A 3,820-nucleotide genomic window follows, 5' to 3' on the forward strand; every position below is an offset into this window, starting at 1 on the left:
GAGCAGGTTGGCGGGGGCGGGCGGTGGCTCCCCCGGGCTGCCGATCATGCCGATGGTGCCGGTGAGGGCGATGTACGCGATGTCGTGGCCGGCGCGCTGGGCGAGGGGGCCGTCCTGGCCCCAGCCGGTCATCCGGCCGTAGACGAGCCGGGGGTTGCGGGCGTGGCAGGGCCCGGGGCCGACGCCGAGGCGCTCGGTGACGCCGGGGCGGTTGCCCTCGATCAGGATGTCGGCGCGTTCGACCAGGTCGAGGACGCGCGCGGGGCCGTCGGGCGCCTTCAGGTCGACGAGCACCGAGCGCTTGTTGCGGTTGGTGACGTCGTGCTCGGGGCTGACCCCGAGTCCGGGGCCGCCGGGCCGGTCGACGCGGACGACGTCGGCGCCGAGGTCGGCGAGGAGCATGGCCGCGAAGGGGCCGGGGCCGATCCCGGCCAGCTCGACGACGCGCACGCCGGAGAGCGGGCCGTGCCCGGGCGTCGTTGCCGCTGTCATCCAGCCCCCAGCTGTGACACAACTGATGTAACACCAGTGATGATAAGAACGTGTTCCACTCAATACAAGGCTTGGGCGAGCAAGCGCTTAGCCAAGTTGCCCGCCGTCAACCGTGTTCGGCTGCGTCCAGCTCGGCGGCACCCGGCAGCCCGTGGGCGAACTCGCGTACTTTCGCCCACTTCTTCAGGGCGTTCCTGGGCACGGCCACCTGATACCTCCGGGCTCGTCGTCGGGCTCCGCACTCTTCACGCTAGCCTCAGCCACCGACAGCGGCGCGGGCTGCGGGACCCAGGAGTGTCATGAGCAGGCTGAACAGGACGGACCGTCCCTACGACATCGTGCTCTTCGGAGCCACGGGCTTCGTCGGCGCGCTCACCGCGGAGTACCTCGCCGCGCACGCGCCCGAGGGGCTGCGCTGGGCGATCGCCGGCCGCGACGAGCTGAAACTGAAGCGGCTGCGCGAACGGCTGCCCGGCGGCACGGCGGTGGGCGTCCTGCGCGCCGATGTGTCCGACCCGGCCTCCCTGCGCGAACTCGCCGAGCACGCGCGCGTGGTGGCCACCACGGTCGGCCCCTACGTCAGCTACGGCGAGGACCTCGTCGCCGCCTGCGCGGACACCGGCGCCGACTATCTCGACCTCAGCGGCGAGCCGGAGTTCGTCGACCTGACGTACGTCCGCCACGACGCACGCGCGCGTGAGACCGGCGCACGGCTGGTGCACTCCGCCGGTTTCGACTCGGTTCCGCACGACCTGGGGGCATACTTCACCGTCCAGCAGTTGCCGGAGGGGGTTCCGCTGACGGTGGACGGATTCGTGACCGCCGACGCGATGTTCTCCGGCGGTACGTTCGCCACGGCACTGACCCAGCTCGGGCGCGGCCGTCACGTGCTGTCCGCCGCCCGGGAGCGGCGCCGCCACGAGCCACGACTGGTCGGCCGCCGGGCCACCGCACCCATGGGGGCACCGCGGTTCGCCGGGGAGGTCGGCTCCTGGGCGGTGCCCCTGCCGACCATCGACCCGCAGGTCGTCCAACGGTCCGCGAAGGCCCTGGACCGCTACGGCCCCGACTTCCGCTACCGCCACTACGCGGCCGTACGGCACCTTCCCGTGGCGCTCGGCGGTGTCACGGCGGTCGGGGCACTGGCCACCGCCGCTCAACTCCCGCCCGCCCGACGCTGGTTGTCCGACCGCCTGAAGCCGGGCGACGGACCGAGCCCGGAGAAGCGGGCGAAGAGCTGGTTCTCGGTGAAGTTCGTGGGCGAGGGCGGCGGCCGACGCGTCTTCACCGAGGTCGCGGGCGGCGACCCCGGCTACGACGAGACGGCGAAGATGTTCGCGGAAGCGGCCCTCGCCCTGGCCCTCGACGAACTCCCGCCCACCGCAGGGCAGGTGACGACGGCGGTCGCGATGGGCGACGCCCTCATCGAGCGACTCCGCGCCGCGGGCATCGTGTTCCGGGTGGCGGCGACCCGGTGAGTGTGGCGGCTCCTCGTGTCACGATGGACGCCATGGAGACGCCGTACACCGAGTGGATCACCGTCGCGGCCTACGAGAACCTGCCCGGCCGCCTCACACCGTGGGCGGCCACGCGCGCTTGACTGCGCGAGCGCGGCATCGACTGGATGCCCTTCGCCCAGGACGAGTTGAGCTGGGGTCTCGCCTGCGGCATCGGACCGGACGGCCACTGGCACGGCTGGTTCGACGTCCGGGTGCGCGCCGACGCGCTACGGCGCCTCGGACTGCACCCGGACCAGCCCACCGCCGCGGCCGTCGGCCCGTCCCCGCCGGGCTGGTGGCATGCCGACGCGGCACGCCGGGCCACGAACTGGCCGCGCTGATCCGGGAGTTCGGAGTAATCCTCGGGATGGGCTAGGATGGATCTTGAGCCGGTCGCCGGAACATCCGGAGTCTGGTCGCGCGTCGGTCGTCCAAGGAAAGACGCCCCGCTTCCTGCGGGGAAATGCAGGTGCAAGGCCTGCCCGGCGCTCAAGTCCGAGCCCCACACCGTTTGTTGCGGTGTGGGGCTCGTTGGTTTCCCGCCCCGTCCCGCCCTGTCCCGCCCCGATGGGCCCGCCCGGCTCACGGCCACAGCGTGTAGATCATCCCGCCGATCCAGGCGAGGCCCGCCGCCACGGACAGGACGAGCGCGATCGTCACGGCACGCTCGATCGGCTGGCTCGGGTGGGCAACGGGCTTCGGGGAACGGTGCGTTGTCATGCGGCACAGCCTGCCGATCACCCGGGTGCGGCCACATCCGTACAAGTACTCAGAACAGGTACTCAGAAGCGGCTCGACGCGGGTACTCAGGCGGTCGCCTCCCGCAGTGCCCGCCGGCACAGCGCGTCCGCCCTGCGGGTCGTCTCCGGGAGGCGGTACTCCGGGGTCAACGCGAGGGTGTGGGCACAGGCGTTGTCCAGGGTCACCCGGTGGCCGACGGAGACGAAGACCGGCTTCACGCCCTCGCGGGTACGCAGCGCGCGGCCGACCTCGTCGGCGTCCGCACGGAGCGGGGAGGCGGAGCCGCGCGGGATGCCCGGGTCGTCGTAGGTGAAGGTGAAGGGGTTCTTCGCGACGCCGATCGTGGGCAGGCCGGTGAGGACGCCGAGGTGGCTGGCGAGGCCGAAGCGGCGCGGGTGGGCCAGGCCGTAGCCGTCGCACACGACCAGGCCCGGCGGGCACGGCAGGGCCTCCAACGCGGCCAGCACCGTGGGGATTTCACGGAACGCGAGCAGCCCCGGCACGTACGGGAAGGAGACCCGGCCGACGGCGGTGGCCTCGGCGACGACGGTGAGGTCCGCCGCGTCCAGCACGACGGCCGCTGCCACGACCACGTCCCGCTCGTCGTCGTAGGCGACGTCAACTCCCGTGACGTGCCCGGTCCTTGGCGGCGGCCCCGGTTCGCCCGTCACCACCCGTTCCCGCAACTCGTCCTGGACGGCGCGGGCCTGCTCCTCGGTCGCGGGCCAGCCCGCGGGAATGCGTACGGTCGTCATGGTGGTGCCGAGCGTACGGGGATCCTGCGGGGCGCGAAGAACGGCGGGGACCATGGTGGCCCCCGCCCCGCCCCCGGTTCCTCAGTCCTCCAGCCGCGCCACGCGCCCCTTCTCCCCCGCCGCCCAGCAGCCCAGGTCGGCCGCACAGTCCACGGTGTCGTACGAGCCGGTGTCGACCGTCTTCCAGGTGCGGCCGGCGTCGGTCGTGAGGTCCGTGCCGGTGGGGCCGACCGCGAGGGCGGTGGAGCGGCTGCGGGGCAGCCAGGTCGCGCCGGAGCGGTAGGCGGGCGGCGGGGTCGTGGCGGGAGCCCAGGTGAGATCGGAAGAGCGTCG

5 protein-coding genes and 1 pseudogene are annotated in these 3,820 nt (G+C 73.0%); 2 read left to right on the forward strand and 4 right to left on the reverse strand.

The genetic code is table 11. The features are described from left to right. On the reverse strand, positions 1-492 hold a 492-nt coding region (locus tag R6V09_RS48185), incomplete at its 3' end, for a CaiB/BaiF CoA-transferase family protein (protein WP_317887785.1). Between the two features lie 299 nt (positions 493-791). Here R6V09_RS48185 and R6V09_RS48195 point away from each other — a divergent pair. Next, complete coding sequence (locus R6V09_RS48195) at positions 792-1,970, forward strand: saccharopine dehydrogenase family protein (RefSeq protein WP_317887786.1); 1,179 nt, start codon at positions 792-794, stop codon at positions 1,968-1,970. A gap of 146 nt (positions 1,971-2,116) precedes the next feature. Then, positions 2,117-2,332, forward strand: a complete 216-nt coding sequence (locus tag R6V09_RS48200; RefSeq protein ID WP_317887787.1) for a hypothetical protein — start codon at positions 2,117-2,119, stop codon at positions 2,330-2,332. Between the two features lie 241 nt (positions 2,333-2,573). Here the strand turns inward: R6V09_RS48200 and mmpA are convergent, their stop codons facing one another. The 3 genes and pseudogenes from mmpA to R6V09_RS48215 all read right to left on the reverse strand — a co-directional run. Continuing rightward, positions 2,574-2,711: a morphogenic membrane protein MmpA gene (gene mmpA / locus R6V09_RS48205; protein ID WP_200709604.1), complete on the reverse strand. Its 138-nt coding sequence runs from the start codon at positions 2,709-2,711 to the stop codon at positions 2,574-2,576. An 86-nt stretch (positions 2,712-2,797) separates the two neighbouring features. Continuing rightward, positions 2,798-3,487, reverse strand: coding sequence for an endonuclease V (locus R6V09_RS48210; RefSeq protein ID WP_317887788.1), 690 nt, complete (start codon positions 3,485-3,487; stop codon positions 2,798-2,800). An 81-nt stretch (positions 3,488-3,568) separates the two neighbouring features. Then, positions 3,569-3,820 (reverse strand): annotated as a pseudogene (locus tag R6V09_RS48215) (oxidoreductase); the annotation flags it as partial.

The sequence above is a fragment of the Streptomyces sp. W16 genome (assembly GCF_033194735.1).
Classification (GTDB): Bacteria; Actinomycetota; Actinomycetes; order Streptomycetales; family Streptomycetaceae; genus Streptomyces.